Below are 26,880 nucleotides of genomic sequence, written 5' to 3' on the forward strand. Positions count from 1 at the left end.
CCGTCCCTGCGCCTGTGCGGCGGTGGCCACGACGTCTATCCGGTTTTCAGCTCGCTCAGGCGGTTGGCTTTGCCGTCTCCGGCGTACGGGGTACGGGGTACGGTATCGCGTGAGGCAAGCCGGTGCCGGACGGGCAGAATGCACATGATCGGCACGCGCCTCGGTGATTGGCGGGCGAGGCCCTGATCGTTCCAGTGTCGCTTGCCGGGATCTCCGCCCGTCATGGACAGGCCGCGCCACCCCCCGGTCGCCAAGGCTCAGATCTGATACATGAAATCATTGTCGGGATGCTCGGCGAAGACGATCATGTCCTTGAGCGACATGCGGTCGAGAATGTCGGACATGGCGTCGCGCACCTTGGTCATGGTGATGCGGACCGAACAGCCCTCGACATCGCGGCAGTCGGCGCAGGGCACATAGGCGCTCTTGCTGGCGCAGTTGATCGGCGCCAGCGGCCCGTCCAGCACGCGGATGATGTGGCCGACCCGGATCTCGCCGAGAGGCTTTGCCAGGGCATAGCCGCCACCGGGGCCCTTGCGGGTGCGCACCATGCCGGCATTGCGCAGTTCCAGCAGGATGGCATCGAGAAACTTCTTCGGAATGCCGTTGGCGACGGCGATATCCTGTCCCGCCGCGGTGGCGCCATCCGGCTGCCGCGCCAGGAACAGCATGGCCTTGAGGCCGTATTTCCCCTTGTTCGTCAGCATGTCCGTCCCCGCTCATGCACATGCGCCCCGGCGCGGCGTGAACGCGTCCGGGGCGTCGGCGAGTGGCCTTGCGTTCCTCACCAGGACGGCAGGACCGCACCCTTGAATGTGTCGAGAATGAAGGCCTTCACCTCCGGCGAGCGATACGACTCGACCAGCGTCTTCACCCACGGCTTGCCGGTGTCGCCCGCCCGCACCGCGATCAGGTTCACATAGGGACCCTTGGCCTCCTCCCTGAGGATGGGGTCCTTCACCGGATCGAGACCGGCCGAGACCGCGTAGTTGGTGTTGATCGCCGCCACATCGACATCATCCAGCGCGCGAGGCGTCTGCGCGGCTTCCAGCTCGATGAATGTCAGCTTCTTCGGGTTGGCGACGATGTCGAGCGGGGTGGGCTTGAAGCCGACGCCGTCCTTCAGCTTGATGACGCCCTTGTCCTGCAGGAGCAGCAGCGAGCGCCCGCCATTGGTCGGGTCGTTCTGGATCGCGACGATCGCCCCATCCGGCACCTGATCCCAGGCCTTCCACTTCCTGGAATAGACGCCGAGCGGAAAGTTCACCGTCAGCGCCACCGGCTCGATCCTGTAGCCGCGATCCTTCTTCTGGTTGTCGAGATAGGGCTGGTTCTGGAACGAGTTCGCTTCGACCTCCCCGGCATCCAGCGCCTGGTTCGGCACGACATAGTCGGAGAACTCGATGATCTTGATGTCGAGCCCCCGCGCCGCGGCGATGGGCTTCACCGCCTCGAGGATCTGGGCGTGCGGCCCGGGGGTGACGGCGATGCGGATCGTCTCCGCCGAGGCAGCGCCCCCGAACAGGGCGGCCAGGGCGACGGCAACCGCAAACGACGAACGCAGCAACATGCTGTTTCTCCAATGGAATGTCTGTCAGAGCCGACGCACGCGGCGGTTGACGCGGCGGGCGAGCGTTTCGCCGAGGGACTGGACGGCCTGGACGAGGATGATGAGGACGACGACGACCAGCAGCATCACCTCCGGCATGAAGCGCTGGTAGCCGTAGCGGATGCCGAGATCGCCCAGCCCGCCGCCCCCCACCGCGCCGACCATGGCGGAGTTGGAGAGCAGGCTGACAATGGCGAGGGTGACGCCCAGCACGAGACCCGGAAGCGCCTCGGGAATAAGGACTTTCCGCACGATCTGCAGCGGCGTCGCGCCCATCGCCAGCGAGGCCTCGACCAGCCCCTGGTCGACCTCGCGAATGGCCGCCTCGACGATGCGGGCGATGAAGGGCGTCGCCGCCAGCGCGAGCGGCACGATGGCCGCCGTCGTGCCGATGGAGGTGCCGGCGATGAGTCTGGTGAGGGGGATGATGGCGACGACGAGGATGATGAACGGGGTGGAGCGGGTGGCGTTCACCACCACGCCGAGCACGCGGTTCACCGCCACCGCCTCGAACAGCTCGCCCTTGCCGCTGGTGGCGAGGAAGATGCCGAGCGGCAGCCCGGCGAGCGTGCCGATCAGCGCCGCCACCGCGACCATGTAGAGCGTCTCGAGCGTCGATCCGACGATCAGGTTGAGAATGGCGGGCGAGATCCAGTCAGACATGGCCGATCACCTCCGTGGTCGCGCCGGCCGCCTCCAGCCGGGCGCGCAGCGGCCCCCCGGCCCAGGCGCCGGCGGGAACGCCGACATAGAGCAGCGCGAAAGGCAGCGCGCCGATGCTGTCGATCTGGCCGCCGAGCAGGCAGATGTCGATGCCCAGCTCGCGCGCCAGCCGGGTCACCAGCGGCTGGCCCGCCGCCGCGCCGGTGAGGGTGAGCCGCAGCACGGTCTGCGCGGCGCCCGCGGGGTCCGCGCGCAGCCGCCCCGCCAGCGCGGGCGGAACCTCCCGCCCGGGCAGGCTGCCGATGAAGGCGCGGGCGGTGGTCGTGCGGGGATGGGCGAACACCTCGCAGACCAGCCCCTCCTCGATGATCCGGCCCGCCTCGATCACGCCCACGCGGTGGCAGATCTCCTTGATGACCGTCATCTCGTGGGTGATCAGCACGATGGTGACGCCGAGCCGGGCATTCACCTCGGCCAGCAGGCGCAGGATGGAGCGGGTGGTCTCGGGGTCGAGCGCGCTGGTCGCCTCGTCGGACAGCAGCACCCGCGGGTCGGTCGCCAGCGCCCGGGCGATGCCCACGCGCTGCTTCTGCCCGCCGGAGAGCTCGATGGGATAGCGGTCCTTCTTGTCGGCGAGCCCGACGAGATCGAGCAGCCCCAGCACCTTCTCGCCGATCGCCTTCCGCGACAGGCCCGCCAGCTCCAGCGGCAGCGCCACATTGTCGAAGGCGCTGCGCGAGGAGAGCAGGTTGAAGTGCTGGAAGATCATGCCGATGCGCCGGCGCTGGTCGCGCAGCGCCGCATCCCCCAGGCGGTTGATCGCGACGCCGTCGACCACGACATCGCCGCCGGTGGGACGCTCCAGCCCGTTGATGGTGCGGATCAGCGTCGACTTGCCCGCGCCCGAGCGGCCGATCACCCCGTAGATCTCGCCCTGCGGGATGGCGATGGAGATGCTGTCCAGCGCCGCGACCGGCGCATCGCCGCCCCGCGCGGGAAAGACCCTGGAGACATCGCGCAGCACGATGGAGGCCCCGCCGCCACCGGAGGGGGCGCCCGGCGTGCCGGGCCTCTCCGCCGCCGCCGCTCCCGGCTGAAGCGCCGGAGGCGGGGCGGCGGCCGCCTCGGGGAAGAGCGGCGCATCCAGGGCCGCGGCGATGGTGTCGTGCAGCATCATTCTCTGAGCATCAATCCTGGTCGCCCGCGGCCTCAGGCGGCGCAGCGCAGCACCGGCGCGCCGCGATGGGCCGCCAGGCGCCGGCGCTCGCGGTCGAGCCTGGCGCGGACGGCACCGGCCGTCAGACCGTCGCGGCGCAGGATCAGCGCGACGATGGGATCGGCGAGGATCTCGTCCAAGGTGGGTTCATCGGCAGACGGAAGCGCCGCGGCGCCCGCATCGAAAACGGAGCTCATCTCATTCATCCCCGGGGCCGGCCGCGGCGGGACGCCGTCCGCCGGACACTGTCCTGAAAACGCGAAGGGGTGGGTCAGGGCCGTACGAGACGTCGACAACACATGGTCATGGCTCAGCTCCTCAAGCGCGTTGCCCGACCACGACGTCGCTCCGTGGCGCTTTAGCATTGGTGACGCGGCGCAAGCTGCCGGGTGTCAAATCCCGCGGCGGGCGGCAAGGGCACCCGCGCGAACGTTCTAGCCGGGCACGCACCAATTGTAAAGCAAATTAATAGACTAATGCGCCAGTGCGCCCATGCCCACGGCGCACGGCGCCTGCGCCTGCGCCTGCACATTCCATGCGCACGACGCCTGCGAAATATGCATATCTAGTATTCTATTTCTTTAATAGACTAATGCCCGCGCCATGGCTCTCCTGCTCCCCCGGCGCGCTGCGCCCCACCCTTCGAGGAGTACCCTATGACTCTGTCCAACCGCCTGCTGGGCGCTGCCCTCGGTGCTGCGCTCGCCGCCATCGGCCTTTTGCCGGCTCACGCCGCCGACACGATCAAGCTCGGCGTGATCGGCGGCGATGAAGAGGAAATCGCCGAGGTCGCCAGCAAGGTCGCCGCAAAGGATGGCCTCGTCATCCAGATCGTCGCCTTCTCCGACTATACCCTGCCGAACGAGGCGCTCTCGCGCGGCGATCTCGACGCCAACGCCTTCCAGCACAAGCCCTATCTCGATTCCCAGATCGCCGCCCGCGGCTACAGGATCGTCCCCGCCGGCTTCACCATCGTCGAGCCGATCGGCTTCTATTCGCTGAAGCTGAAGAACTTCAAGGACCTGCCGGAAGGCGCCCTGATCGGCATCCCCAACGATCCCTCCAATGGCGGGCGGGCGCTCAACCTGCTGGCGGCGAACGGGCTGATCACGCTGGCGCCCGGCAAGGGCCTGCTGCCCACCGTGCTCGACGTCACCGGCAACCCGAAGAAGGTGGTGTTCCGCGAGCTCGACGCCGCGCTGCTGCCCAAGCAGCTCCCCGATCTCGACGGCGCGGTGATCAACACCAACTACGCCCTCGGCGCCAAGCTCGACCCGCGCAAGGACGCCCTGGTGCAGGAAAGCCGCACCAACAATCCCTATGGCAACTTCATCGCCGTGCGCGCCGGAGACGAGAACAAGCCCGTCATCGTCAAGCTGGTGAAGGCCTATCAGTCGCCCGAGGTGAAGGACTTCCTCGAAACCCGATTCAAGGGCGCCGTGCTGCCCGCCTGGTGAGGCCGGATGAGCGCCCGGGGATGGAGTCGTCACCATCACCGCGGAATCAGGGCCGAGCGGGCATCCCCCGCCCGGCCTTTCGTCATGCTGAGCAGCACGAACACCATGCGAGACCGGAATGCAGCCACTGGACCGTGCCGCCACCGACCATTTCCGCGGGGTGCGCTTCGTCCTCACCGACATGGACGAAACCCTGACCTTCAACGGCCGCCTCGGTGCGGCGACCTATGACGCACTGGAACGGCTGCAACAGGCGGGCGTCACCGTCATCCCGGTAACCGCGGCGCCGGCCGGCTGGTGCGACCAGATGGCCCGCATGTGGCCGGTCGACGGGGTGATCGGCGAGAATGGCGGGCTGCATTTCCGGCGCGACGCCACAGGCCATGGCCTGGTGCGCGACTTCTGGCATGGCACCGACAGCCGCGCGGCGGTCACCGCCCAGCTCGTGCGGATTGGAGACGAGGTGCAGGCGCGGCTGCGCTTCGCCCGATTTGCCGAGGACCAGCCCTTCCGGCTGACCAGCCTTGCCTTTGCACAGCCGGACAGCGAAGAGCAACGCGCCGCGCTCGTCGCTGGCCTGAGGAAGGCCGGCGCCACCACCACGGTCAATAATCTGTGGGTGCTCGGCTGGATCGGCGCCTATGACAAGCTCGCCATGGCGCGCCGCGTGCTCGCGCAGACCCATGGGCTCGATATCGCCGCCAGCAATGAGGCGGTGCTGTATGTCGGCGATTCCACCAATGACGCGCCGATGTTCAGCTTCTTCCGCCAGAGCGTCGGGGTCAGCACGGTGACCCGATATCTCCACGAGATTCCGACGCCTCCCGCCTGGATCACCGAAGGGCCCGGCGGCAGCGGCTTCGTCGAGGCGGCGGACGCGGTGATCCGCGCCCGCGGCGGCTGACCACCGGTCAAAGCGAGCGGCCTCACCGCGCTGAAAGGATCGCAGGCCACCTCTCCCGATCAACACCGAGTATGGCAACACGGTCGGCGTGCCGGCCGTCAACCTCGCCGGCACGGTGTAGGCGGGCCAGTGGCCGCGTCAGCCGAAGACGGGCGCCTCGCACCACCCTCCGCCTTTCCGGAGCCGGGCTCCCACCCCGCGCCCTTTCCATGCCGGACGCACTCATCGTCGGCCCGCCGGATTCCGGCATGCCTCTGCCGTCGCGGGCATACCTTCCGTGCGTGTCGCCAGCTTTCTCGCCTCCTCGCCGGGCTGCCGCTACGCCGCCGAATGGTTGCGGCGAGACCTGCTGCCATGTCCGCCCAACAGCCCCAAACCTCAATATATATTATATCGATAGACAATTAGAATAATTTCCCTAGGATAGCTCGAACAGGTCGGCCACAGTCGCCGTTCCCAGGCTCCGGCTGCCGAGCCCCGTTTGTTTCCGCTGACCAGGATCTCACGGTGACCACACGCACCGACATCCATCTGAACGTCTTCGTGCCGACCACCGGCCATCACGAGGCCTCGTGGCGGCACCCCTCGACGCAACCCGAACGGCTGACCGACATCGCCTATTATCGCGAGACGGCGGCGATCGCCGAGCGCGGCGGGTTCGATTCGCTGTTCCTGGCCGACCAGCTGGCGCTGGGACGCAGCGTGAAGCATGTCGCGCAGGGCAAGCTGGAGCCCTTGACGCTGCTCTCCGCCCTCGCCGGCTCCACCGAACGCATCGGACTGATCGGCACCGCCTCCACGACCTATAACGAACCCTACAACCTCGCCCGGCAGTTCGCCTCGCTCGATCACATCAGCCAGGGTCGCGCCGGGTGGAACATCGTCACCTCGTGGTCGGCGGAAGCCGCGGGCAATTTCGGCCTCGCCCAGCGCAACGCCCATGCCGACCGCTACCGGCGCGCGACGGAATTCGTCGAGGTCGCGACCAAGCTGTGGGACAGCTGGGAAGATGATGCGCGGGTGCATGACCGTGCGCGGGGCGTCTATGCCGACACGGACCGCATCCACCCGATCGACCATGCCGGCGAGGAGTTCCGCGTGCGCGGGCCGCTCGACCTGCCGCGCTCGCCGCAGGGCCGGCCGGTGCTCGTTCAGGCCGGCTCGTCCGAGAGCGGGCGCAGCTTCGCGGCCCGTTACGCCGAGGCCATTTTCACCGCGCAGCAGGATCTCGCCGACGCGCAGGCCTTCTGCGCGGATGTGAAAAGCCGCGCCCTTGCCTTCGGCCGCAACCCCGACAGCGTCAAGGTTCTGCCCGGCCTGTCCCCCATCCTCGGCTCCACCGAGGCGGAAGCGCGCGCCCATGAGGAGGCATTGAACGACCTGACCCTCCCGGTGGTCGGTCTCAAGCACCTTTCGCAGCGTTTCGACGGCTTCGACTTCAGCGGTTTTCCGCTCGACGAGGAAATCCCCCTCGATGCGTTCCCCAGGCCCGAGACCGTGCAGGGGGCGCAGAGCCGCTCGCAGGTGATCCTCACCCTGGTCGAGCGTGAGCGCCCGACGCTGCGCCAGCTCCTGCGCCGCCTCGCCGGGGGGCGAGGGCACAAGGTGCTCGCCGGCACGCCGAAGGCGGTGGCCGATCATATCCAGCTCTGGATCGAGAATCGCGCGGCCGACGGCTTCAACATCATGCCGGCCGTGATCCCCACGGGTCTGGCCGAGTTCGTCGACGAGGTGGTGCCGATCCTGCGCCAGCGCGGCCTGTTCCGCACCGCCTATGCCGGTCGCACCCTGCGCGACCATTACGGCCTGGCCCGCCCCGAGAGCCGTTACGCCCGCTCGGCCTGAACCGGCCTCGCGCCCGAGACGACGGAGACTGCCGTGCCCGCCACCGCCTTCGCCCATGAAGCCGCCGCAGCTAAGCCCGCCGCCGCGCCACAGGCGCCGGCACGCCTCGAACTGCGCAATCTGCGCAAGAGCCTGGGCGCAACCGCTGCCGTCAACGGCATCGACCTCAAGGTCGCGCCGGGTGAGAGCGTGGTGCTGTTGGGCCCCAGCGGCTGCGGCAAGACCACGACGCTGCGCATGGTCGCCGGCTTTCTCCAGCCCGATGGCGGCGAGGTGCATCTGGACGGCGTGCTGTCCTCCAGCGCGACCTTCGCGCTGCCGCCGGAGAAGCGCCGCCTCGGCATGGTGTTCCAGACCTACGCGATCTGGCCGCACAAGACCGTGGCCGACAATGTCGCCTATGGGCTCGAAGTCGCCGGGCGGCGCCGCGCGGAGATCAGGGCCGAGGTGGCCGCCGTGCTCGACCTGGTGCAGCTCGGCGCGCTGGCCAATCGTTTCCCGGCCGAGCTGTCCGGCGGCCAGCAGCAGCGCGTGGCGCTGGCCCGCGCGCTCGCCACCAAGCCTTCGCTCCTGCTCCTCGACGAACCGCTGTCCAATCTCGACGCGTCGCTGCGCGAGGAAATGCGGTTCGAACTGCGCGCCCTGCAGAAGAACCTCGGCATCACCACGCTGTACGTCACGCACGATCAGGACGAGGCGCTGGTTCTCGCCGACCGCATCGTTGTGATGAACAAGGGTCGCATCGAGCAGATCGGTACGCCGGAGGAGGTCTACCGCACCCCCGCGACGCGGTTCGTCGGCAGCTTCATCGGCATCGCCAACCTGCTGGAGGGCGAGATCGCCACGGTGGATCGGGCGGGCGAGCGGGTTCTCGTGGCGCTCGACATCGGCGGACGGGTCTGGAGCCGGGCACCACGGTCCTGGCTGGATGGCGCGGTCACGGGCGGGCGCGCGACCGTGCTGCTGCGGCCGCAGGACATCGAGCTGGAGGCGGCGGAACATCCGGGCGCCGAGCAGCCCATTGCCGCGGCGTTCCTCAGCGAATCCTTTCTCGGCGAGCATTACGAGCTGAAGCTCGCGGCCGGCGAGGCGCTGTTGCGCGTCCAGTCGCGCCGGCGCGGCACCTTCGCCGACGGGCGCGCCCAGCTCTGGGCCCGCCCCGGCAGCGCGTGGGTGGTGGCATGAGCGAGATCAGCTTCCCCGGCACCGCCGTCACCGACCGCCGCGCGGCGCATGGCGCCTCCGCCGATGCCCGCCTGCTGCGCCGGATTTCCGCGCTCCAGCCGGTGCGGTTGCTGGTCATCGGCCTGTCCATCGCCATCCTTTTGGCGCTGATCGCCTACCCGCTGGCACTGCTGACCGGCTACAGCCTGATCGACGCCCAGGGCCACCTGACCTTCGAGACCTTCGAGAAGGCGTTTGCCCGCCGAGGCATGTGGCAAGCGACGGTGAATTCCGGCTGGCTGGTGTTCTTCGTGACCGCGGGCGCCTGCGCGCTCGGCATTCCCCTCGCCTGGCTGGTGGCCCGCACCGACGCGCCCGGCAAGTCGCTGGTGACGCTCGCCGCCGGCATCTCCTTCGTGATCCCGACCTTCATCTCGGTGATCTCGTGGATCTTCCTGGCGGCACCGAATTCCGGCTACCTCAACAGGCTCGCCACCGGCTATCTCGGCTTCAGCAGCGCCCCGCTCAACATCATGAGCTTTACCGGCCTCGTCTTCATCGAGATCGTCGGTGTCTACCCGCTGGTGTTCTTCGCGGTGAACGCGGCGCTGAACAACATCGACGCCAGCCACGAGCAGGCCGCCCGCATCCTCGGCGCCAACCGCTGGCGTACCACACTCACCATCACCCTGCCGATGGTGCGGCCAGCCATTCTCTCCGCCGTCATCCTGGTGATGCTCGACGCGCTCTCCTCCTTCGGCGCGCCGGCGGCTATCGGCACGATGGCCAATTTCTCGGTCATCACCACCAAGATCTACGACCTGCTGAAATTCCCGCCGCAGTTCAACTATGCGGCGGCGGTGGCGATGCCGATCCTGATCTTCACCGCCATCAGCCTGCTGATCCAGAAATACGCCGTGCGGGCCGAGAACTTCCGCACCCTCACCGGCAAGGCGACGCCGGAGCAGATCGTCAAGCTGGGCCATTGGCGCTGGCTGGCGGGCGGCTTCTGCATCGTCGTCGCGCTCATCACGGCCGTCCTCCCGGTCGGCGCGCTGCTGCTGCTCTCCGTGCTGTCCTCCTTCGGCGCGCCGATCAGCCTCGCCAACCTCGTCGGCAAACATTACGCGCTGATCTTCGACGAGAACTTCGCCGCCCGCGCCTCGATCCTGCACTCCATGCTGCTGGCGCTGGCCGCCGCGACGGTATGCGCGACGCTCGGCCTCGTGCTTGGCTGGGTGGTGGAACGCTTCCGTTTCTTCGGCCGGGAGCTGATCGGCTTCCTCGTCATGATCGCCTATGGCTTCCCTTCCATCGCCTATGCGGTGGGAATCCTGATGGGCTATGTCAACCTGTTCTACGGCACGCTGACGCTCATCCTCATCGCCTATGCCGGCAAGCTGCTGCCGATCGCCTTCGTGCTGGTGCGCAACGGCATCCAGCAACTCTCCACCGATCTGGAGGAAGCCGCGCGCATCTCCGGCGCAGGCTGGCTGCGCTCCATCAAGGACGTGACCTTCCCGCTGGTGCGCGGCTCGGTCGGCATCGCCTGGGTGCTCGTCTTCTCGCTCAGCCTGCGTGAGCTTTCCATGTCGGCGATCCTTGCCCAGTCGGACACACAGGTGATGCCCACCGTGGTGCTCCAGTTCATCGAGGACGGGGCGGTCGAGCTCGCCGCCGCGTTGGCGGTGATCATCGTCGGGGTCAGCCTGTCGATGCTTGCCTTCATCCGCCTCGTCACCGCCCGGAAGACGGCCACCATCAGCTAGCCGAGAGCCGCCATGACCACCCGTTCTTCCTCTCCCGACCGCTTCGACGAGGTCTGGGACGTCCTCGTCGTCGGCTTCGGCTTCGCCGGCGGCGCGTCGGCCATCGCGGCGCATGATGCCGGGGCCCGCGTGCTGCTGATCGAGAAGCAGCCCGATCCCGGTGGGATCTCGATCTGCGCCGGCGGCGGCATCCGCACCATCGTCGAGCCGGCGGGGGCGCGCGGCTATCTGCGCGAGACCGTCGGGCCGGACGTGCCGGACGATGTGCTGGACGCGGTGGCGGAGGGCATGGCCGGTCTGGAAGGCTATTTCCGCGACCTCGCCAGGGTGAATGGCGCGGAGATCGCGGTGCATCGGCGCCCGGCCAACTACCCCTTCCCCGGCTATGACGCCTTCGGCACGGTGGAGGTGCTCTCCATCCCCGGCTTCGACCCGCGCGCCGAATACCCGCAGGTGCGCGGCCGGCTGCGCGGGCCGAACGTGTTCAAGCTGGTGCACGACAATGTCCGCGCCCGCGGCATCGAGGTGCGGCTGAACGCGGCCGCGGAGAAGCTGATCCTCGGCGCGGACGGCACTGTGCTCGGCGCCGAGGTGCGCAGCGGCGGCACGCTGAAACGCATCGCCGCCCGGCGCGGCGTCATCCTCGCCTCCGGCGGCTTCGAGGCCTCGCCCGAGCTCCAGCGCAAATACTGGCAGATCCGCCCGGTATTGCCGGTCGCCACGACCGGCAATACCGGCGACGGCATCCGCATGGCGCAGGCGGCCGGGGCCGACCTCTGGCACATGTGGCACTTCCACGGGTCCTACGGCTTCCGCCACCCCGACCCGGCCTATCCCTATGGCCTGCGCGTCAAGAAGATGCCGGACTGGACGCCCGGTGTGAAAGAGCCGGATGTGCGCATGTCCTGGATCGTGCTCGACCGGCAGGGCCGGCGCTTCATGAACGAGTACCAGCCTTATCTGCAGGACACCGGCCACCGCCCGCTCGACCAGTATGACGCGCAGACCCAGCGCTTTCCGCGCATCCCGGCCTTCCTCGTGCTCGATGAGGAGGGTCGCAAGCTCTACCCCCTCGGCCAGACCGTCCTGAACGATCGCACGGTCGAGCCCTATGAGTGGAGCGACGACAATCTGAAGGAAGTCGGCAACGGACTCCTGAAGCGGGCGGACAGCGTCGAGGAGCTGGCGGCCCTGATCGGTGCGGATGTCGCGACCGTCACCGACAGCCTCGCGCGGTGGAACGCGGCGGTGGCGGCCGGCGAGGACCGCGACCATGCCCGCCCCTCCGGCTCGCTCTTTCCGGTGGCGAACCCGCCCTTCTATGTCGGCGAGCTCTGGCCGGTGGTCAGCAACACCCAGGGCGGCCCCGCCCATGACGCCCGTCAGCGCGTGGTGAACGCCCATGGCGCGCCGATCCCGCGCCTCTATGAGGCCGGCGAGCTCGGCTCGATCTGGGGCTTTCTCTATCTCGGCGCCGGGAACCTCGCCGAATGCTTTGTCACCGGCCAGATCGCCGGCCGGGACGCCGCGCAGCAGAGCCCGTGGAGCCTTTCCGCCGGGCAGACGGCCGCCTGATGGCCACAAGGGACAGGACAATGACCAAGCAGATGGCGCTCGGCGCCTTCCTCTACCCCACCGGCCACCACGCCGCCGCCTGGCGCCATCCGGACGCGCAGGCCGATGCCGGCGTGAACTTCCGCCATTACTCCGAGATCGCCCGTGCGGCGGAGGCGGCGAAGTTCGACATGCTGTTCCTCGCCGACAGCGCGGGCGCGCGGGGCGAGGACTGGGGGGCGCTGGCGCGCTTCTCGACCCATTATGTCGCCCAGTTCGAGCCGCTCACCCTGCTTGCCGGGCTCGCCGCCGTCACGGAGCGCATCGGCCTCGTCGCCACTGCCTCCACCACCTATAACGAGCCGTATATTCTCGCGCGCAAATTCGCCTCCATCGACCATATCAGCGGCGGTCGCGCGGCGTGGAATCTCGTCACCTCCGCCAATGAGGCGGAAGCCCTGAATTTCGGCCGCGACCGGCTGCTCGACCATGACGAGCGCTACCGCCGCGCGGCGGAGTTCCTCGCCGTCGCCCAGGGGCTCTGGGACAGCTGGGAAGACGATGCCTTCCTGCGTGACAAGGAGAGCGGCGTCTTCTTCGACCCCGACAAGGTCTACACGCTCGATCACCAGGGCGAGTTCTTCAAGGTGCGCGGCCCGCTCAACATTCCGCGGGCGCCGCAGGGCTATCCGGTGCTGGTGCAGGCCGGCTCGTCCGAGGCCGGAAAGGACCTCGCCGCCGCGTCCGCCGAGGTGGTGTTCACCGCCCAGCAGACGCTGGCCGACGCGCAGGCCTTCTACCGCGACGTGAAGGCGCACACCCGCGCCCATGGCCGCTCGCCGGACGATGTGAAGATCATGCCCGGCATCTTCCCGGTGGTCGGCCGCACGGAGGCCGAGGCGACGGCGAAGTTCGAGCAGCTGCAGAACCTCATCCACCCGGATGTGGCGCTGTCGATCCTCGAACACCGGCTCGGCGTCCCGCTGCGCCATCTGCCGCTCGACGGCCCGCTGCCGAGGAACATTCCCCTCACCAATGCCGCGCAGAGCCGGCAGGCCCTTCTGGTGGAACTGGCCGAACGCGAGGGCCTGTCCATCCTCCAGCTCGGCCTGAGGGTGGCCGGCGCGCGCGGCCACTGGCAGGTGGTCGGCACCCCCGAACAGGTCGCCGACGCGATGGAGGAGCGCTTCCTCAACGAGGGAGCGGACGGCTTCAACGTGATGCCGCCTTATCTCCCCGGTGGGCTCGACGACTTCATCGAGCTGGTCGTTCCCGAGCTTCGCCGGCGCGGCCTGTTCCGCACCGAGTATGAGGGCCGCACGCTGCGCGAGCATCTCGGCCTCGCGCGCCCGGCGCGCCGTCACAAGCACCACAAACCCAGCGCGACGCCCCACGCCTCCCCGGCGGCTGCGTGACGTCCTTCGACTTTGGAGAGACCACCATGATCATCGACAAGCGCAGCCTGCTGAAGGGTGCCGCGGGCCTTGCTCTCGCGGCGACCCTCGCCGCTCCCTTGACCTCGGCTCGGGCCGACACTCTGCCGGAACGCCTCGCTCCGCTCTATGAGGCGGCGAAGAAGGAAGGCCAGGTGGTGTTCTACACCTCCTACCGGCAGGAGACGAGCACGGCGGTGCTGGAGTTCTGGCGCAAGACCTTTCCCGACGTGAAGCTGAACATCCTCCAGAAGCAGACGCTGGACCTCATTCCCAGCATCGAGGCCGAGAAGGCGGCGGGCCGCACCAATCTCGACGTGGTGTTCATCAGCCAGCGCTTCATTCTCGACGACTGGAAGAAGCGTGGCTATCTCACGCCCTACAAGGTGCGCGACTTCGACAAGATCGGCGGCAATTACAAGGACGCCGACGGCAACTACATCGCCACCGCCGCGACCCTGCTTTCGGCCGCCTATAATCCGAAGGTCTTCCCCGATCCGTCGGTGCTGCCGAAGAGGATCAGCGACTTCCTCGACCCGAAGTGGAAGGGCAAGATCGTCTTCTCCGACCCCCGCTCGGCCGCCTCGCAGCTCACCTGGTTCCAGACCCTGCTGGCCCACAACATCATCACCTGGGACACCATCAAGGGCTTCGCGGCGCAGGATTTCCTGTTCACCCGCGGCAATGCGGAATCGGTGCGGCTGCTGGTGGCGGGCGAGCGAGACCTCTCGCCGCTGATCTCCTCGCAGAACGTCGTCACCGCCAAGGAGCGCGGCCAGAGCATCGAGCCCTACATTCTCGAGGAGGGCGTCGTGACGAACGAGAACTATCTGGCGATCTTCCAGGGCGGGCCGAACCCCAACGCCGCCAAGCTGCTGATCGAGGTGCTGACCAGCGCCGAAGGGCAGGAACTGGTGGCAGAGGCCGGTTCCTACATTCCCACCCACCCGGATTCGAAGATCCCGGCCGGCCTGCCCAAGCTCTCGGAGCTGAAGATCATCGTCGCCGATCAGGACATTGGCGGCGAGGCCTCGCAGAAGTTCCTCGAGCAGTTCGACGCGGTCTTCAACCGCCAGTGACATGCCTGCCGGCCCTGTTGCAGGCAGGGCCGGCTCCTTCCCTCCTTCACTCCCCAGCGTGACGCATGACCACCGCCTTTGCGCGCCTCGACGCCGCCACTCTCCATGCGCGCCTGACCGCGCGCGCCGAGATCGCCCTTCTGGATGTGCGCGAGGAAGGCGTCTTCGCCGAGCGCCATCTGCTCGCCGCCTCGAACGCGCCGCTGAGCCGTCTCGAAAGGCTGGTGCCGCCGCTGGTGCCGCGGCGCGCGACCCCCATCGTGCTGGTCGATGAGGACGAGACGCTGGCCGCGCGCGCCGCGGGGGTGCTGGCCGCTGGCGGCTATACCGACATTGCCATTCTGGCCGGCGGCGTTTCCGCCTGGAAGGCGGCGGGATTCGAACTGTTCGCCGGCGTCTATGTGCCGAGCAAGGCCTTTGGCGAGGTGGTCGAGGTCACCTACGAAACCCCGCATATCGACGCCCATGCGTTCGAGGCGCGCCGCAAGGCCGGCGAGAACATCGTGCTGCTCGATAGCCGGCCTTTCGACGAATATAGCTGGATCACCATACCCGGCGCGGTCGACTGCCCGTGCGGGGAACTCGTGCTGCGCGTGCGCGAGAGCGTGCCGTCGGACGACACGCTGGTCGTGGTCAATTGCGGCGGGCGCACCCGCTCGATCATCGGTGCGCAGATCCTGATCGACGCCGGGCTGCCCAACCCCGTGGTGTCGCTGAAGAACGGCACCCAGGGCTGGCACCTCGCCGGGCTGGAGGTCGAGCGCGGTGCGAACCGCGTGGCGCCGCCGCCCTCATCCCCCGCGCATGACTGGGCCCGGCAGGCGGCACGGACGCTCGCCAGCCGCTACGACATCCCGACCATCGATGCCGCGACACTGACACGCTTCGAGGCCGAGCGCGATACGGTCACGCTCTACCGTTTCGATGTGCGCGACCCCGCCGAGTTCCGCGCCGGCCACCGTCCCGGCTTCCTCTCCGCGCCCGGCGGGCAGCTCGTCCAGGCGACCGACACCTTCATCGCCGTGCGGCAGGGGCGCATCGTGCTCGGGGACACCGACGGCGTGCGCGCCCGCACCGCCGCCGCGTGGCTGCACCGCATGGGCTTCGACCATGTATTCGTGCTCGACGAGGCGGCGCCGCTCGACGTGATCGAGGTGGGCGACGCGCCGGAGACGGTGATCGGTCTGGCCGATGATGAGGCCGAGACGATCGAGCCCGCCGCGCTGGCGGAGCTGCTGGCGCGGGGCGACGCGCTCGTGGTCGATCTTGGCTCCACCCGCCACTACCGGGCCGGCCACATTCCCGGCGCCTGGTTCGCCATCCGCGCGCGCTTCGGCACGGACGCCGCCGCCCTTCCCGCCGCACCCCTCATCGTGCTGACCTCCCCGGACGGGATCATCGCCCGCCTCGCGGCGCGCGAGCTCGCGGCGGCGACGGGAACGCCGGTGAAGGTGCTCGCCGGCGGAACGACGGGCTGGCAAGCCGCGGGCCTCCCCTTGGCAGCCACGCCCGAGCATCTCGCCTCCCCGCCGGAAGATGTCCTGCTCAAGGCGTTCGAGCGTCGGGAGAAGCGGGAGGACGCGATGCGCGACTATCTGCAGTGGGAACTCGATCTCGTCGCGCAGGTCCGCCGCGACGGCACCGTCCCGTTCCGCCTCTGACGCGAAAGGCCACGCATGACCTCCATCCCGACACCGCGCCCGCTCACCGGCAAGGTGGCCCTCGTCACCGGCTCGGCGCGCCGCATCGGTCGCGAGAGCGCGCTTCTCCTCGCGCGGGAGGGTGCCCATGTGGTGGTCCATGCCCGGTCTTCCAGGGATGAGATCGAGGCCGTCGCCGCCGAGATCCGCGCCGAGGGCGGCAGCGCCTCGGCGCTTCTGGCGGACGTTTCGGTAGAGACCGAGGCGCAGCATCTGGTCGAGCGCATCGTCAACGAGAGCGGCAGCCTCGACATTCTCGTGAACAACGCCGCGGTGCGCGGCGAGAAGCCGTTCACGGAACTCGATCTCGCCACCTTCCGCGCCGTCTACTCGGTCACCGTCGAGGGCGCCTTCCTCGTCACCCGTGCGGCGGTCCCCTGGATGATCCGCGGCGGCTTCGGGCGCATCATCACCATTGGCGGGGTGAGCGCGCATGCCGGGGTGTTCCACCGCGTCCATGTCGCCACCGCCAAGGCGGCGCTGGTCGGCTTCACCAAGGCACTGGCGGTGGAGCTGGGCGAGCACGGCATCACCGCCAACATCGTGGTGCCCGGCCGGATCGGCGGCGCCCGCTCGAAGACCTCCGGGGCCGGCGGCGCCTTCCCCGGCGGCGGGCACCTGGTCGTCGGCCACGAGGGCACCCCGCGCAACGTCGCCGAATTCGTGCGCACCCTCGCCCTGCCCACCGGCGATTTCATCACCGGCCAGACCATCCATGTGAATGGCGGCATGTATCTGCCGTGACGGGCGCGTGGCCGTCCGGGAGATGGGCGGAAACGAGCGGGCGGGGCGCGGTCATGCCGGCACCGGCGCACGGCGCGCCGTCCCGGATTCAAGCCCGCGCACCTCCTCGATCCAGACGCCCTCGAGGAGCTTGATGAATTCGGTCGAGCGGCGGTAGCGCCCGTCGTGATCGAGCCACGAGGCGCCGAGCACGTCGAACGCGTGGGTGAACCAACCGCTGACGATGCTGGAGATGCCGGCGCCCCTTGGAATGTGGTCGCGGCGGCGCTACCGCCGCGATGAACGGAAGGACGCCGCCGGGTGCGGCGCGACAAGGCGGGCGTCTCCCGCACCAAACAGCTTTTCGCGCAGGGTGCCTTCCGCGTAGCGCGGCTTGTAGCGGCCGCGGCGGGTGAGCTCAGGTATCAGCAGGTCGACCACGCTCTCGAAACTCTCGGGCATGACGACGTAGCAGAGGTTGAGCCCATCGACGCCGGTCGTGTCGACCCAATCCTCCAGCGCGTCCGCCACACGCTCGACGCCGCCGCTGATCACCGGGCCGATGCCGCCGATGCCGACATGCGCAGCCACCTCGCGCACCGTCCAGACCCGGCCGGGGTCGGCGCGGGTGATGTTGTCCATGGCGGTGCGGCCCGCCTCGCTCTCGACATGACGCACCTGCGCATCGAGCGGAAGCTGCGAGAAATCCACCCCTGTCCAGCCGGACATCAGCGCCAGCGCTCCCTCATGACTGACATGGGTGCGGTACTCCTCGAGCCGTGCCGCCGCCGCTGCGTCGGTCTCGCCGAGAACCAGCGTCATCATGCTGAAGACCTTGATGGCGTCGGGCGAACGGCCCTGTGCGCGCGCCGCCTCGCGGATCGCCTGCACGCGCGGCGCGATCACCGCCGCCGAGGGCCCGGAGACGAAGACACATTCGGCATGGCGGCCGGCAAAGCTTCGCCCGCGTGGCGAGGAGCCGGCCTGGTAAAGCACGGGGGTGCGCTGGGGCGAGGGTTCGCTGAGGTGGATGGCATCGAGGCGATAATGCGTGCCGGCATGGCGGATCGCCCGTACCTTGGCGGGATCGGTAAACACCCCCGCGTGACGATCCCGGCGCACGGCGTCGTCGTCCCAGCTTTCCTCCCACAGCCGGTAGACCAGTTCCATGTACTCGTCGGCGATGTCGTAGCGGTCGTCATGGGCGACCTGCCGCTCGCGGCCGGCGGCGCGGGCCGCGCTGTCGAGATAGCCGGTGACGATGTTCCAGCCCACCCGCCCCTTCGTCAGATGATCCAGCGTCGACAGGCGGCGGGCGAACGGAAAGGGCGGCTCATAGGTCAGCGTCGAGGTGATGCCGAAGCCCAGATGGTCCGTGACCGCCGCCATGGCGGGAACCAGCAGCATGGGATCATTGGCCGGCACCTGCGCCGCGTTACTCAACGCCGCATCCGGCGAGCCACCGAAGACGTCGTACACGCCGAGAACATCCGCGAGGAAAATGCCGTCGAACCGACCGCGCTCAAGAAGGCGTGCGAGATCAAGCCAGTAGGATAGATCGGTGTAGTGCGACGAGCGGTCGCGCGGGTGCCGCCACAGGCCGGGCGACTGGTGGCCGACACAGTTCATGGCAAAGGCGTTCAGACGGATTTCGCGGCTCACGGTTTACTCCCCGCCGGCTCCGTGCGCCGGCGTTCGATCGAACGAGACATTGACAACGGTAGTTTTATATAATTTCTATAGACAATGATAACAACACCCTCCGACGCTCTTCCCCAGGGAGACGCCGGCGGGCTTCGCTGCCCTCCCCGCCGGGCGCGGCGAGGACCACCTGACCGATGCGTGCCCCTCATGACCCCGCCGATCATCTCGCTTCGTCACGTCACCAAGTCTTACGCCACCGGCGCGCCGGGGCGTGGAAGCGCCAATGTGGCACTGGACGCGGTCGAGCTCGACATTCCCCGCGGCGACATCTTCGGCATCATCGGCGCGTCCGGCGCCGGCAAGTCGACCCTGGTGCGGCTCATCAACCTGCTGGAACGACCCGATAGCGGCGCGATCCGGGTCAATGGCCGCGACAGCGGCACCGTCACGGGCGGCGAGCTGCTGAAGCTGCGCCGCGAGATCGGCATGGTGTTCCAGCACTTCAACCTGCTCAGCGCCAGGACGGTAGCGGAGAACGTCGCCTTTCCGCTCAGGCTGGCGGGGGTGCGGGACAAGACGCAGATCGCCGCCCGCGTGAGCGAACTGCTCGGCCGCGTCGGCCTGTCCGATCACGCGTCGAAGTACCCGCGCCAGCTCTCCGGTGGCCAGAAGCAGCGCGTCGGCATCGCCCGGGCGCTGGCCTGCCGGCCGCCCATCCTGCTCTGCGACGAGGCGACCAGCGCGCTCGATCCCGAAACGACGCGATCCGTGCTCGGCTTGCTGCGCGAGCTCAACCGCGAGCTGGGCCTCACCGTCGTGCTTATCACCCACGAAATGGATGTGGTCCGCCAGATCTGCCACCGCGTGGCGGTGCTCGATCATGGCCGCATCGCCGAGACCGGCGCGGTCGAGGATGTGTTCCTGCACCCGCGCCACCCGGCAACACGGGTTCTGGTCCGCGAGGCCTTCGGCGAGACGCTCGTCCACGACCGGCTGGGCGCCAGCGGCCATGTCGTCCGCCTGACCTTCCTCGGCGCCGCCACCTACAGCCCCATTCTCAGCCATCTCGCCCGCGAACAGGGCGTGGAATTCACCCTTCTCGGCGGCAAGCTCGGCACCATCCGCGATGAGCCCTTCGCGCAGCTGAACGTGGCCTTTACCGGCGGCGACCAGCGGGCGGCGCTCGCCCGGCTGAAGGCCGCCGGCATCTCGGTCGAGACCCTGACAGAACCCGCCGGCGGGATCCCGCAGCAGCCCCTTCGGGAGTTCGCCGATGTCGTTTGACCGGATCGACTGGGTTCAGATCGGCTATGCGGCGCTCGACACGCTCGCCATGCTCGGCGGGGCGCTGTTCTTCACCGTGCTGTTCGGCCTGCCGCTGGGCGTGCTGCTGTTCCTCACCGGTCGGGGCCAGCTTCTCCAGCAGGGCGCGGTCTATGCCGGGCTGTCCTTCGTGCTGAACATTCTGCGCTCGGTGCCCTTCATCATCCTGCTGATCGTGCTGATGCCGGTGACGACGCTCATCACCGGCACCTCGCTCGGGGTGCGCGGCGTCATCCCCCCGCTCGTCGTCGGCACCACCGCCTTCTTCGCCCGCCTTGTCGAGACCGCTCTGCGCGAGGTCGATCGCGGGGTGATCGATGCCTCGCGGGCCATGGGCGGCACCACGGGGCAGATCGTGTTCCACGCGCTGCTGCCGGAGGCCCTGCCCGGCATCCTCGCCGGCGTCACCGTGACCGCCATCGTGCTGGTCGACTACACGGCGATGTCGGGCGCCATCGGCGGCGGCGGCATTGGCGACCTTGCCATTCGCTACGGTTACCAGCGCTTCCAGACCGAGGTGATGATCGTGACGGTCCTCCTCCTCGTCATCCTTGTCCAGTTGCTGCAGGCCGGCGGCAACCGCCTGGTCCAGCACTTCTCCCGAAAATGAACCCACAGCGGAAACGTACCATGAGCCTGTTTCGAACCCTCGTCTCGGCCGCCGTCGCGGGCCTGCTCATAAGCTCCCCGGCGCTGGCCGGCGAGACGCTCGTCGTCGGCGCCACCGCGGTGCCGCACGCGGAAATCCTGGAGTTCGTGAAGCCCATCGTCGCCAAGGATGGCGTCGATCTCGATATCAAGGTGTTCTCGGACTACATCCAGCCCAACGCCCAGCTCGTCTCCAAGCAGCTCGACGCGAACTACTACCAGTACCGGCCATTCCTGATCGACTACAACCGCGAGCGCGGCACCGATCTCGTGCCGATCGTGCCCGTGCATGTCGAGCCCTTCGTCGCCTATTCGCAGAAGATCACCTCGGTCGACCAGCTCAAGGATGGCGCGACCGTCGCCATTCCCAACGACCCGGTGAATGGCGGGCGCGGCCTGCTGCTGCTGCAGAAGCTCGGCCTCATCAAGCTCAAGGGCAAGGCCGAGCTCGACCAGCCCGACGATCCGCTGCCGGGCCAGAAGGACATTCTGGAGAACCCCAAGCACCTCAAGATCGTCGAGCTGGAATCCGCGATCCTGCCGCGCGCCCTGTCGCAGGTCGATCTCGCCGCGCTCAATGGCAACTATGTGCTGGAGGCGGGCCTCGACGTGAGCAAGTCGCTCTACATCGAGCGGGGCCAGGACGGAAAGAACATCTGGGGCGAATACCTCGTCACGCGGCCGGAGAACAAGGACGACAAGGCGATCCTCATCCTCGCCAAGGCGCTGAATTCCGACGCCACCCGCCAGTTCATCAAGGACCGCTACAAGGGCCAGATCTATCCGGCCTTCTGAGATGACGCGGGGCGGGGGCGGCTGGTCGCCTCCGCCTCCTCACCCATCGCCGTGCCGCCCTCTCGTTGACGCCCGTCCTTGGCCGCCCGTTCTTGGCCGCCCGTCCGTGGCCGCCACCGCCCCTTCCCGTGGATGACCTTTCATGAGCACGAACGCCGCCCTCGCGATCCCGTCCACCCTCCCTGAACAGGGCGCGCCCGGCTTGGCGCCCGCGCGGCCGACAAAGCCCGCGCATGTCATCGCCGACGATGCCGAGGCGATCGCGGTGGCCAGGGAACTCGCGCCGCTCTTCGCCCGTGAGGCACGCGAGCGCGACCAGCAGCGGCGCCTGCCCTTCGACGAGGTCGATGTGTTCTCGCAGAGCGGGCTGTGGGGCATCACCATCCCGAAGGCTTATGGCGGCGCCGGCGTTTCCCAGCGCACGCTGGCCCGCGTCTTCGCCGAGCTGGCGGCGGCAGACGCCTCGCTGACGCAGATCGCGCAGAACGGCTTCGAGATCATCGACGTCATCCGCCTCTCGGCGCGTGAGGACCAGAAGCGCGAGCTGTTCGGGCTGGTCCTGGCGGGCTACCGGCTCGGCAATGCCTTCTCCGAGTTCAAGGGCCGCAATGTCGAGGATTTTTCGACCCGGCTCGTGAAGCAGGGCGACGATTATGTCGTGACGGGCGAGAAGTTCTATTCCACCGGCGCGTTGTTCGCCCATCTCGTGCCCATCGTCGCGCTGGGCGAGGACGGGCATGTCTACGTCGCCGTGGCCGACCGCGACACGCCGGGCCTCACGGTCGTCGACGACTGGTCCGCCTTCGGCCAGCGCACCACGGCGAGCGGCACGGTGATCCTCGACAACGTCGTGGTTCCCGCCTCGCGCGTGCTGCCGGCGCATGTCGTCTACGAGAATCCGAGCGCCGTCGGCCCGCAGAGCCAGCTCTTGCACGCCGCCATTGATGCCGGCATTGCGCGCGGGGCCTTCAACGCGACGCTCGACTTCATCCGTCACCAGGCCCGGCCGTGGATCGACAGCGGCAAGGACAGTGCCACCGAGGACCCCTTCACCCTCGGCGCCATCGGTGATCTGGCCATCCGCCTGAACGCCGCCGAGGCCCTGCTGGACCGCGCCGGCGCGCAGCTCGACGCCACCATCGCCGACACGACACTCGAGAGCATCGCATTGGCCAAGGTGGCCACCGCCGAGGCGAAGGTGCTGACCACCGATGCGGCGCTGCTCGCCACCTCCAAGCTGTTCGAGCTCGGGGGCACCCGCTCGACGCTGGGGCGCCACGGCCTCGACCGGCTCTGGCGCGACGCGCGCACCCACACGCTGCACGACCCGGTGCGCTGGAAGTACCACGCGATCGGCCAGTTCTACCTCAACGGCGTCCACCCCCCGCTGCATTCCTGGATCTGAGCCGACCGCCCTCGCGCCCGCCGTGCCGCCGGAGAAACCGATATGTCCCGCCACATCCGCTTCAATGCCTTCGACATGAACTGCGTCGCGCACCAGTCGCCCGGACTCTGGGCCCACCCGCGCGACAGGTCCTTCAAATACAAGGACCTCGACTATTGGCAGGATCTCGCCCGCACGCTGGAGCGGGGCATCTTCGACGGCATCTTCATCGCCGATGTCGTCGGCTATTACGACGTCTACAAGGGCTCGAACTGGCACGCGATCCGCGAGGCGGCGCAGATCCCGGTGAACGATCCGCTCCAGCTCGCCGCGCCCATCGCGCTGGCGACCGAGCATCTGGGCATCGGCATCACCGCCTCCACCTCCTTCGAGCACCCCTACACCTTCGCCCGCCGGATCGCGACCGCCGACCACCACACCAAGGGCCGGGTCGGCTGGAACATCGTGACCTCCTATCTGGAGAGCGGGGCCAAGAACATCGGCCAGGGCGGCCTGCGCCGGCATGACAATCGCTACGAGGTGGCGAATGAATATGTCGAGGTGCTTTACAAGCTGCTGGAAGGCTCGTGGGAAGAGGGCGCCGTGCTGCGCGACCGCGACAAGCGCGTCTTCACCGATCCGTCCAAAGTTCATGAGATCGGCCATAAGGGCCGCTTCTTCGACGTGCCAGGCTATGGCCTGACCGAGCCCTCGCCGCAGCGCACGCCGGTGCTCTACCAGGCCGGAGCGTCGGGGGCGGGAAAGGCGTTCGCCGCGCAGCACGCCGAATGCGTCTTCGTCGGCGCGCCGACCAAGCCGCTGCTCAAGGCCTATGTCGCCGACATCCGGCGCCAGGCGGCGGAAGCCGGGCGCGACCCGCGCAAGCTCTTCATCTACAACCTCGTCACCGTCATCGTGGACGAGACCGACGCCAAGGCGCAGCAGCGCTTCGAGGAGTATGCCCGCTACGTCTCCTATGACGGTTCGCTGGTCTTCATGTCCGGCTGGAGCGGGCTGGATTTCGGGCAATACGCGCCCACGGACCTGCTGAAGAAGGTGGAGACCAACGCCATCGTCTCCATGGTCGAGAATTTCGGCGGCAAGGACCAGCAATGGACCGTCGAGGAACTCGCGAGATGGGGCGGCATTGGCGGCGTCGGCCCGGTCTTCGTCGGCTCGCCCGCCACCATCGCCGACATCCTCCAGGACTGGGTCGAGGAAACCGACGTCGACGGCTTCAACCTCGCCTATGCGGTGACGCCGGAGAGCTTCGAATCCGTGGTCGATCTCGTGGTGCCGGAGCTGCAGAAGCGCGGCGCCTACCCCACCGCGTACCGGCCGGGCACGCTGCGCGAGAAGCTGTTCGGCGAGGGGCCCTACCTGCCCGCCACCCACCCGGCCCATGGCTATCGCGACATCGAGGCGGTCAAGCGCCGCGAGGCCGAGCAGCGCGCCAGCGCCGGCGTCGCCGCGGCCGAATGAACAACGGCCTGCTGCGGCGGGCCTCACGATAGAGGTAAACCATCATGAGCCAGATCGACCTCGCCTGGGGCGCCGGCCCCAGCGCCCGCTACGAGACGCTGGCGGAGCGTTTCCGCCCCATCTTCGCCCGTATCGCCGAGCGGGCGGTGGAGCGCGAACTCACGCGCGAGCTCGCCTTCGAGCCGATCAAATGGCTGCGCGAGGCCGGGTTCGGCGCGGTGCGCCTGCCGGAGGAAGCGGGCGGGCTCGGCGCGACGCTGCCGGAACTTGCCAATCTGCTGATCGAGCTGTCCGAGGCGGATTCCAACGTCACCCAGGCCCTGCGGGTGCATTTCGGCCTCACCGAGGATGTGCTGAACTCCCGCGATACGGAACGGCGCGAACGCTGGTTCGCGCGCATCGCCGCGGGGGAATATGCCGGCAGCGCCTGGACCGAGGCGGGCAGCGCCGCGCTGCAGGCCTTTGGCACCCGCCTCACCGAGGTCGACGGGACGCTGCGGCTGAACGGCGTCAAATACTACACCACCGGCTCGCTCTACGCGTCGTGGATCGATGTCGGCGCCACCGGACCTCAGGGCGAGGAACTGTCGGTCTTCGTGCGCACCGATGCGCCGGGGGTCGAGATCGTCGACGACTGGGACGGCTTCGGGCAGATCCTCTCGGTTAGCGGCACCACCACCTTCGCCGATGTGGCGGTGGCGCGTGAGGAGGTGGTTCTAGACACCGAGCGCTTCCGTTACGGCGCGGCCTTCTACCAGCTCTATCACCTCGCGACGATCGCCGGCATTGGCCGCGCCATAACCCGCGAGGTCGCCCGTGCCGTGGCGGCGCGCAACCGCACCTATACCCATGCCAATGGCCCGCGCTCGGCGCAGGACCCGCAGGTTCTCGCCGTTGTGGGGCGCGCCCGCGGCGCCGCCTATTCCGCCGCCGCCATCGCGCTGCAGGCGGCCGGTTCGCTCCAGCGCGCCTTCGAGGCGCATTTCAACGGTGATGAGGCCGCCGAAGAACGCGCCAACGCCATCGCCGAGCTGGAGACCGCGCAGGCGCAGACGGTGGTGACAAACCTCATCCTCGACGCCTCCACCACGCTGTTCGATGCGCTCGGCGCCTCGGCGACGCGCAAGCCGCTCGCGCTTGACCGGCACTGGCGCAATGTGCGCACCCTCTCCTCGCACAATCCGCGCATCTACAAGGACAGGATCGTCGGCGACTTCGCGGTGAACGGGACGCTGCCGCCCTATCAATGGCGCATCGGGACGCCGGCGGCCGAACCCGCCCGGCAGGCGGCAGAGTAGGCCGCGAGGCCGCGAACACGCAGGCGGTGGAACAGGCGCCTGCCCGCAGCGATGGGATGTGACGCTCTCACTGCAGGCGTCACGCGCCCATCGCCTGCGTGATGCGAGTGGAGATCGGCCGCACCTGCGCCTGCAGACCGGCCGGCGTCAGGGGTTCAAGCCATGCCAGCCGACCGAGCACCGAGACCGCACCAAGCGACGCGATGATCGCTTCGCTTTCAGGCGCGGCCTCGCCGACGAACACCACGCCGAGAACGGGCACGTCGTGCCGGCGCAGCGCATGGAGCGACAGCAGCGTGTGGTTGATCGTCCCGAGCCGCGTGCGCGCGCACAGCACGACCGGCCGTTGCCAGCGCGCGAACAGATCGAGAAAGGTCAGCTCGTCCGTGAGCGGGACCATAAGCCCCCCTGCGCCTTCGATCACGAGGGCATCCGTGCGTCGCGGGATGGCGAGACGGTCCGGGTTGATCGTCACGCCGTCGAGCGCGGCGGCATGGTGCGGCGATGCGGGCGTGCGCAGTCGGTAGGCTTCCGCGAGCACACGCGAGGCATCGAGCCCGCCCAGCCGGCGCACGGCCTCGCTGTCCGTCTCGCCATCGAGTCCCGCCTGAACCGGCTTCCAATAGCTGGCGCCGAGACAGGCGGCGAGGCCAGCGGCCACCACGGTCTTGCCGATGCCGGTGTCGGTGCCGGTGACCACGAGTGCCCGCGTCACGCCACCTCCGCTTCGGCAGAGCCGGGACCGGCCGACGGGCACCTCCGGAGCGCGTCATCGCCGATCGCCTCGGTGCCGATGTGCCCACCGGTGACGGTCCTGCCTGGCCGCGCCAGCCGATCCGCATCGCCGTCGCGAGCCGGGTTGTCGGTGGTGAGCAGGACCTCGCCGGTGAAGATGGAGTTGGCGCCGGCGAGGAAGCACAGCGCCTGCGCCTCATCGCTCATGGCAATGGCCATCACCGACAGCGTGTGCAGCGTCATCGGCACGGGCCAGAGGGCGCGCGCAGCTTGGCGCAGGGGGTGATGAGGGCAACGCTGGCGAGGACGATGGCGGCGTGTCGGAGGGCGCTCAGGCCTGGACGGCCAATGGCAAGGGCGGCGCTCATCTTGGTTCCAATTTATAGATAATATATCTTAATATACCCCGACTCCGTAGAATCCCGGCAAATAGCTGCGAAGGCTTGCGGAATCGG

The 26,880-nt window shown here is 68.5% G+C and carries 25 protein-coding genes; 16 read left to right on the top strand and 9 right to left on the bottom strand.

Translation table 11 applies throughout. The annotated features are described in order from the left end of the window. Positions 1-257: 257 nt before the first annotated feature. From KHC27_RS01265 to KHC27_RS01285, 5 genes are all read right to left on the bottom strand, one after another. Entirely contained in the window at positions 258-707 is a 450-nt protein-coding gene (locus KHC27_RS01265; protein WP_213334067.1) for an RrF2 family transcriptional regulator, read from the bottom strand. Between the two features lie 77 nt (positions 708-784). Beyond that, complete coding sequence (locus tag KHC27_RS01270) at positions 785-1,570, bottom strand: MetQ/NlpA family ABC transporter substrate-binding protein (protein ID WP_213333943.1); 786 nt, start codon at positions 1,568-1,570, stop codon at positions 785-787. Between the two features lie 24 nt (positions 1,571-1,594). Beyond that, the gene (locus tag KHC27_RS01275) at positions 1,595-2,260 is read right to left on the bottom strand and encodes a methionine ABC transporter permease (protein ID WP_213334111.1); all 666 of its coding nucleotides are present in this window, start codon (positions 2,258-2,260) and stop codon (positions 1,595-1,597) included. A gap of 4 nt (positions 2,261-2,264) precedes the next feature. Beyond that, on the bottom strand, positions 2,265-3,449 hold the full coding sequence (locus tag KHC27_RS01280) for a methionine ABC transporter ATP-binding protein (protein WP_213333944.1): 1,185 nt from the start codon (positions 3,447-3,449) through the stop codon (positions 2,265-2,267). A 32-nt stretch (positions 3,450-3,481) separates the two neighbouring features. Continuing rightward, positions 3,482-3,628, bottom strand: a complete 147-nt coding sequence (locus KHC27_RS01285; RefSeq protein ID WP_246518638.1) for a hypothetical protein — start codon at positions 3,626-3,628, stop codon at positions 3,482-3,484. A gap of 516 nt (positions 3,629-4,144) precedes the next feature. On the opposite strand from KHC27_RS01285, the gene KHC27_RS01290 reads away from it, so the two are divergent. The 10 genes from KHC27_RS01290 (at position 4,145) to KHC27_RS01335 (ending at position 17,137) form a co-directional block, all read left to right on the top strand. Further along, positions 4,145-4,945, top strand: coding sequence for a MetQ/NlpA family ABC transporter substrate-binding protein (locus KHC27_RS01290; protein ID WP_213334069.1), 801 nt, complete (start codon positions 4,145-4,147; stop codon positions 4,943-4,945). Between the two features lie 118 nt (positions 4,946-5,063). Next, complete coding sequence (locus tag KHC27_RS01295) at positions 5,064-5,849, top strand: HAD-IIB family hydrolase (protein ID WP_213334072.1); 786 nt, start codon at positions 5,064-5,066, stop codon at positions 5,847-5,849. 507 nt (positions 5,850-6,356) lie between these two features. Then, complete coding sequence (locus KHC27_RS01300; RefSeq protein ID WP_213334075.1) at positions 6,357-7,694, top strand: LLM class flavin-dependent oxidoreductase; 1,338 nt, start codon at positions 6,357-6,359, stop codon at positions 7,692-7,694. 33 nt (positions 7,695-7,727) lie between these two features. Further along, on the top strand, positions 7,728-8,879 hold the full coding sequence (locus KHC27_RS01305; protein WP_213334078.1) for an ABC transporter ATP-binding protein: 1,152 nt from the start codon (positions 7,728-7,730) through the stop codon (positions 8,877-8,879). Continuing rightward, complete coding sequence (locus KHC27_RS01310; protein WP_213334080.1) at positions 8,876-10,627, top strand: ABC transporter permease; 1,752 nt, start codon at positions 8,876-8,878, stop codon at positions 10,625-10,627. Before KHC27_RS01305 ends, KHC27_RS01310 begins: the two co-directional genes overlap by 4 nt. 12 nt (positions 10,628-10,639) lie before the next feature. Then, positions 10,640-12,202: an FAD-dependent oxidoreductase gene (locus KHC27_RS01315; protein WP_213334082.1), complete on the top strand. Its 1,563-nt coding sequence runs from the start codon at positions 10,640-10,642 to the stop codon at positions 12,200-12,202. 20 nt (positions 12,203-12,222) lie between these two features. Further along, positions 12,223-13,596: an LLM class flavin-dependent oxidoreductase gene (locus KHC27_RS01320; RefSeq protein ID WP_213334084.1), complete on the top strand. Its 1,374-nt coding sequence runs from the start codon at positions 12,223-12,225 to the stop codon at positions 13,594-13,596. 26 nt (positions 13,597-13,622) lie between these two features. After that, positions 13,623-14,693 carry an ABC transporter substrate-binding protein gene (locus KHC27_RS01325; RefSeq protein ID WP_213334086.1) on the top strand — a complete coding sequence of 357 codons (1,071 nt, stop codon included), beginning with the start codon at positions 13,623-13,625 and terminating at the stop codon, positions 14,691-14,693. 65 nt (positions 14,694-14,758) lie between these two features. After that, a complete protein-coding gene (locus KHC27_RS01330) occupies positions 14,759-16,354 on the top strand; it encodes a rhodanese-like domain-containing protein (protein ID WP_213334087.1) in 1,596 nt (531 codons plus the stop codon). A gap of 15 nt (positions 16,355-16,369) precedes the next feature. Beyond that, positions 16,370-17,137 carry an SDR family NAD(P)-dependent oxidoreductase gene (locus KHC27_RS01335; RefSeq protein WP_213334089.1) on the top strand — a complete coding sequence of 256 codons (768 nt, stop codon included), beginning with the start codon at positions 16,370-16,372 and terminating at the stop codon, positions 17,135-17,137. Positions 17,138-17,188: 51 nt separating this feature from the next. On the opposite strand, the gene KHC27_RS01340 is transcribed toward KHC27_RS01335, so the two are convergent. Together KHC27_RS01340 and KHC27_RS01345 are read right to left on the bottom strand one after the other, a co-directional pair. Further along, positions 17,189-17,329: a hypothetical protein gene (locus KHC27_RS01340; RefSeq protein ID WP_246518654.1), complete on the bottom strand. Its 141-nt coding sequence runs from the start codon at positions 17,327-17,329 to the stop codon at positions 17,189-17,191. A 75-nt stretch (positions 17,330-17,404) separates the two neighbouring features. Further along, the gene (locus KHC27_RS01345) at positions 17,405-18,778 is read right to left on the bottom strand and encodes an LLM class flavin-dependent oxidoreductase (RefSeq protein ID WP_213334092.1); all 1,374 of its coding nucleotides are present in this window, start codon (positions 18,776-18,778) and stop codon (positions 17,405-17,407) included. Positions 18,779-18,967: 189 nt separating this feature from the next. Here KHC27_RS01345 and KHC27_RS01350 point away from each other — a divergent pair, with 189 nt between their 5' ends. The 6 genes from KHC27_RS01350 to KHC27_RS01375 all read left to right on the top strand — a co-directional run bounded on the left by KHC27_RS01350 (position 18,968) and on the right by KHC27_RS01375 (position 25,690). Then, positions 18,968-20,044, top strand: a complete 1,077-nt coding sequence (locus tag KHC27_RS01350) for a methionine ABC transporter ATP-binding protein (protein WP_213334095.1) — start codon at positions 18,968-18,970, stop codon at positions 20,042-20,044. Continuing rightward, positions 20,034-20,693, top strand: coding sequence for a methionine ABC transporter permease (locus KHC27_RS01355; protein ID WP_213334097.1), 660 nt, complete (start codon positions 20,034-20,036; stop codon positions 20,691-20,693). The genes KHC27_RS01350 and KHC27_RS01355 overlap by 11 nt, the downstream gene beginning before the upstream one ends. A 20-nt stretch (positions 20,694-20,713) precedes the next feature. Then, positions 20,714-21,526, top strand: a complete 813-nt coding sequence (locus KHC27_RS01360) for a MetQ/NlpA family ABC transporter substrate-binding protein (protein WP_213334099.1) — start codon at positions 20,714-20,716, stop codon at positions 21,524-21,526. A gap of 142 nt (positions 21,527-21,668) precedes the next feature. Then, positions 21,669-22,931: an SfnB family sulfur acquisition oxidoreductase gene (locus tag KHC27_RS01365; protein ID WP_213334101.1), complete on the top strand. Its 1,263-nt coding sequence runs from the start codon at positions 21,669-21,671 to the stop codon at positions 22,929-22,931. A 42-nt stretch (positions 22,932-22,973) separates the two neighbouring features. After that, a complete protein-coding gene (locus KHC27_RS01370; RefSeq protein WP_213334103.1) occupies positions 22,974-24,392 on the top strand; it encodes an LLM class flavin-dependent oxidoreductase in 1,419 nt (472 codons plus the stop codon). 44 nt (positions 24,393-24,436) lie between these two features. Continuing rightward, positions 24,437-25,690 carry an acyl-CoA dehydrogenase family protein gene (locus KHC27_RS01375; RefSeq protein ID WP_213334105.1) on the top strand — a complete coding sequence of 418 codons (1,254 nt, stop codon included), beginning with the start codon at positions 24,437-24,439 and terminating at the stop codon, positions 25,688-25,690. A gap of 79 nt (positions 25,691-25,769) precedes the next feature. On the opposite strand, the gene bioD is transcribed toward KHC27_RS01375, so the two are convergent. Beyond that, positions 25,770-26,405, bottom strand: a complete 636-nt coding sequence (gene bioD / locus KHC27_RS01380) for a dethiobiotin synthase (protein ID WP_213334106.1) — start codon at positions 26,403-26,405, stop codon at positions 25,770-25,772. Continuing rightward, positions 26,402-26,668 carry a hypothetical protein gene (locus KHC27_RS21450; RefSeq protein ID WP_425514849.1) on the bottom strand — a complete coding sequence of 89 codons (267 nt, stop codon included), beginning with the start codon at positions 26,666-26,668 and terminating at the stop codon, positions 26,402-26,404. Before KHC27_RS21450 ends, bioD begins: the two co-directional genes overlap by 4 nt. Between the last annotated feature and the right edge of the window lie 212 nt (positions 26,669-26,880).

The organism is Ancylobacter lacus, assembly GCF_018390635.1.
GTDB lineage: Bacteria > Pseudomonadota > Alphaproteobacteria > Rhizobiales > Xanthobacteraceae > Ancylobacter > Ancylobacter lacus.

Bases quoted from the DNA above. Each gene is read 5' to 3' on its own strand.
- KHC27_RS01265 (WP_213334067.1), bottom strand. From the start codon at position 707: ATGCTGACGAACAAGGGGAAATACGGCCTCAAGGCCATGCTGTTCCTG.
- KHC27_RS01270 (WP_213333943.1), bottom strand. From the start codon at position 1,570: ATGTTGCTGCGTTCGTCGTTTGCGGTTGCCGTCGCCCTGGCCGCCCTG.
- KHC27_RS01280 (WP_213333944.1), bottom strand. From the start codon at position 3,449: ATGATGCTGCACGACACCATCGCCGCGGCCCTGGATGCGCCGCTCTTC.
- KHC27_RS01290 (WP_213334069.1), top strand. From the start codon at position 4,145: ATGACTCTGTCCAACCGCCTGCTGGGCGCTGCCCTCGGTGCTGCGCTC.
- KHC27_RS01295 (WP_213334072.1), top strand. From the start codon at position 5,064: ATGCAGCCACTGGACCGTGCCGCCACCGACCATTTCCGCGGGGTGCGC.
- KHC27_RS01310 (WP_213334080.1), top strand. From the start codon at position 8,876: ATGAGCGAGATCAGCTTCCCCGGCACCGCCGTCACCGACCGCCGCGCG.
- KHC27_RS01315 (WP_213334082.1), top strand. From the start codon at position 10,640: ATGACCACCCGTTCTTCCTCTCCCGACCGCTTCGACGAGGTCTGGGAC.
- KHC27_RS01320 (WP_213334084.1), top strand. From the start codon at position 12,223: ATGACCAAGCAGATGGCGCTCGGCGCCTTCCTCTACCCCACCGGCCAC.
- KHC27_RS01325 (WP_213334086.1), top strand. From the start codon at position 13,623: ATGATCATCGACAAGCGCAGCCTGCTGAAGGGTGCCGCGGGCCTTGCT.
- KHC27_RS01330 (WP_213334087.1), top strand. From the start codon at position 14,759: ATGACCACCGCCTTTGCGCGCCTCGACGCCGCCACTCTCCATGCGCGC.
- KHC27_RS01335 (WP_213334089.1), top strand. From the start codon at position 16,370: ATGACCTCCATCCCGACACCGCGCCCGCTCACCGGCAAGGTGGCCCTC.
- KHC27_RS01350 (WP_213334095.1), top strand. From the start codon at position 18,968: ATGACCCCGCCGATCATCTCGCTTCGTCACGTCACCAAGTCTTACGCC.
- KHC27_RS01355 (WP_213334097.1), top strand. From the start codon at position 20,034: ATGTCGTTTGACCGGATCGACTGGGTTCAGATCGGCTATGCGGCGCTC.
- KHC27_RS01360 (WP_213334099.1), top strand. From the start codon at position 20,714: ATGAGCCTGTTTCGAACCCTCGTCTCGGCCGCCGTCGCGGGCCTGCTC.
- KHC27_RS01365 (WP_213334101.1), top strand. From the start codon at position 21,669: ATGAGCACGAACGCCGCCCTCGCGATCCCGTCCACCCTCCCTGAACAG.
- KHC27_RS01370 (WP_213334103.1), top strand. From the start codon at position 22,974: ATGTCCCGCCACATCCGCTTCAATGCCTTCGACATGAACTGCGTCGCG.
- KHC27_RS01375 (WP_213334105.1), top strand. From the start codon at position 24,437: ATGAGCCAGATCGACCTCGCCTGGGGCGCCGGCCCCAGCGCCCGCTAC.
- KHC27_RS21450 (WP_425514849.1), bottom strand. From the start codon at position 26,668: ATGACGCTGCACACGCTGTCGGTGATGGCCATTGCCATGAGCGATGAG.